The organism is Streptomyces sp. P17 (genome assembly GCF_032436805.1).
Classification (GTDB): Bacteria; Actinomycetota; Actinomycetes; order Streptomycetales; family Streptomycetaceae; genus Streptomyces.
This window is the reverse complement of the sequence record NZ_JAVRBF010001538.1, coordinates 1-233: the sequence shown is the minus strand read 5'-3', so window position 1 is coordinate 233 and position 233 is coordinate 1. Positions and strand designations below refer to the sequence as shown.

Genomic DNA, 233 nt, shown 5'->3' with positions numbered 1-233 from the left:
GCAAACACCAGTTTGGCGGACCGGGCGGCACGGTCACTGTCCGCGACCTGCGCCGTAATACCACACTCCTCTAGCACCGCCTGCAGGCGGCGCGCGAAATGCAGCGTATGTGGCATGGTTAAGATTACCGTGCCCTGATGAACCTTTTGCGTTCGCAATGCCGGGCCTAAAGCATCCAGCCGATTACGCACACCTGGCAGTCCCTCTTGCCAAATCACACGACTAGCCAGCTG

At 59.7% G+C, this 233-nt stretch carries 1 protein-coding gene; it reads right to left on the bottom strand.

All coding sequences use genetic code 11. The annotated features are described in order from the left end of the window. A partial coding sequence (locus RMT89_RS45610) for a hypothetical protein (protein WP_315889632.1) occupies positions 1 to 191 on the bottom strand: 191 nt, incomplete at its 3' end. Positions 192 to 233 lie beyond the last annotated feature (42 nt).